The organism is Streptomyces sp. NPDC033270, assembly GCF_055576575.1.
Map to the genome: position 1 here is coordinate 1 of NZ_JBVIRA010000062.1, position 2,070 is coordinate 2,070.

At 66.4% G+C, this 2,070-nt stretch carries 1 protein-coding gene and 2 pseudogenes; 2 read left to right on the plus strand and 1 reads right to left on the minus strand.

Going from position 1 to position 2,070, the window contains the following annotated elements:
* Together ACZ5XZ_RS38945 and ACZ5XZ_RS38950 are read left to right on the plus strand one after the other, a co-directional pair.
* Nucleotides 1-420, plus strand: a pseudogene (locus ACZ5XZ_RS38945) (type III effector protein); the annotation flags it as partial.
* A gap of 582 nt (nt 421-1,002) precedes the next feature.
* Nucleotides 1,003-1,842, plus strand: coding sequence for an IS5 family transposase (locus ACZ5XZ_RS38950; RefSeq protein ID WP_468987192.1), 840 nt, complete (start codon nt 1,003-1,005; stop codon nt 1,840-1,842).
* 112 nt (nt 1,843-1,954) lie between these two features.
* Here the strand turns inward: ACZ5XZ_RS38950 and ACZ5XZ_RS38955 are convergent.
* Nucleotides 1,955-2,070: pseudogene (locus tag ACZ5XZ_RS38955) on the minus strand (GNAT family N-acetyltransferase); the annotation flags it as partial.

A 2,070-nucleotide genomic window follows, 5' to 3' on the forward strand; every position in this document is an offset into this window, starting at 1 on the left:
TGGGAGACCGGCCTGATCGAAACGGCCCGCGACGCGGGCGCCAGCTGGGCCGACCTCGCCCACCCCCTCGGTGTCGCCAGCCGCCAGGCCGCCGAACGCCGCTACCTGCGCAACCGGCCCGGCCCCGCCGGAACCACGGGCGAACAACGCGTCCAGGCCACCCGCGAACGCCGCGCCGCCGACCGAACCACCGCCACGTGGGCCCGCCGCAACGCAGCCGACCTCCGCCGCCTCGCCGGGCAGATCACCGCCCTCACCGACCTGCCCACCGCGGCCCGCCGCCCGCTCAGCCAGCTCCACGCGGCCCTCGCCCACGACGACCCCGCCGACCTCATCCACCCCCTCAACGCCACCCGCCCCCACCTGACCACCACCCACCCCGACCTCGCCGCCCAACTCGACAGCCTCACACCCCCCTGAACCTCCAGTCCTGAAACGACCCAACCATCTCGGAGATCATTTTCAGGAGTTCAGGTCGGCCGCCCTACGACCGGTCAGCGAGACAGTGCACGAGACCGAGAGGACGCCGAGCAAGGCGGACCCGCCGCCGAGGGTGCCGTTGGGCATGCGGCCTCGCCGCCAGGAGCGCGGCGGGGGCGCAGTGGGGGTGGCAGAAATGCCCGTGGATCAGGTCCCGCTGGGGGGGCGGACGGTCGATCGCCCGTCACATGTCCCCGGTTTGCCGCGTGAGCTGAGTCTCCAGGGTGGAGCGCAGTTGGGTCCGGACGGTCTCGAGCTGCCGAAGCAGCTCGGACGGGTGCTGGGACAAGACGGCCTCTTAGTGGGCATTTAGATTTGGTCTGTGCCGGTAAGTAACTTTCATGGCTGTCAGACTTGAGGCGTTTGCCTCGTACGCGCACCCTCACGCCTATCGAGCCGTGAACTTAGCCGCCCGTTTGCTCCGGTTCTCGTGCATGAAGTCCGTCTGGTTTGAAGATCAGGCAGAAACGCCCAGCAGCAGCGGACCAGCACCGTCCGCCACATCCATGATCACGCTACGGCGTGAGCCAGCGGAAGCCGTACCCCAGCGACCTGTCCGACGCCCGATGGGCCTTAATCGAGCCGACGTTGACGGCCTGGAGAAAGGCTCGGCTCGACCGCAGGCCCACCGGGCAGCCGGCCAAGGTCGACCTGCGCGACGTCTTCAACGCGCTCCTCTACATCAACCGCACCGGAATCCCCTGGAAATACCTCCCGCACGACTTCCCCAACCACGGCACCGTCTACGCCTACTACGCCGCCTGGCGCGACGAGGGAATCCTCACCCAGCTCAACTACGACCTGACCGGCCTGGCCCGCGTAAAAGAAGGACGTAAGCCCGAACCAACCGCTTCCGTGATCGACACCCAGAGCGTGAAGACCTCCACGAATGTGCCCCTGACCAGCCAGGGAACCGACGCCGCCAAGAAGATCGTCGGCAGGAAACGGGGCATCCTCACCGACACGATCGGACTCATCCTCGCCGTGACTGTCACCGCCGCGAGCCTGTCCGAGAACGCCGTCGGAATCCAGCTCCTTGACCAGGCCAAGAAGACCTACCCGACCATCTCCAAGAGCTGGGTCGACACCGGCTTCAAGAACGCCGTCATCGAGCACGGTGCCAGCCTCGGAATCGACGTCGAAGTCGTCAACAGAAACCCGGGAGTTCGCGGCTTCCACGTTGTCAAAAGGCGCTGGGTTGTCGAACGAAGTATTGGTTGGATCATGCTGCACCGGCGCCTCGCCCGAGACTACGAAACCCTGCCCGCCAGCTCCGAGGCGATGATCCACGTCGCCTCGATCGACAACCTCACCAAGCGCATAACGGACGAGACGACACCCACCTGGCGAGGAACTTACTAGGAGATAAAGGGCAATCCACCTAGATCAAACGCCCTCTTAGAGGTTGTCGCAACTGGTGGGGCATTGGTGGCTCAGGGGCGGCAGGCGGCCGTCCCCGAGCGTGTTGGTGCCGTCAGGGTTGCTGCGCCGGGGACAAGGAGAGGTAGAGGCGAGTGCCTTGCGGTCGGTAGCCGGCGCGCTCGTAGACGCGGCGGGATCCTTCCCCGGAGTACTCCAGCCAGACTGATC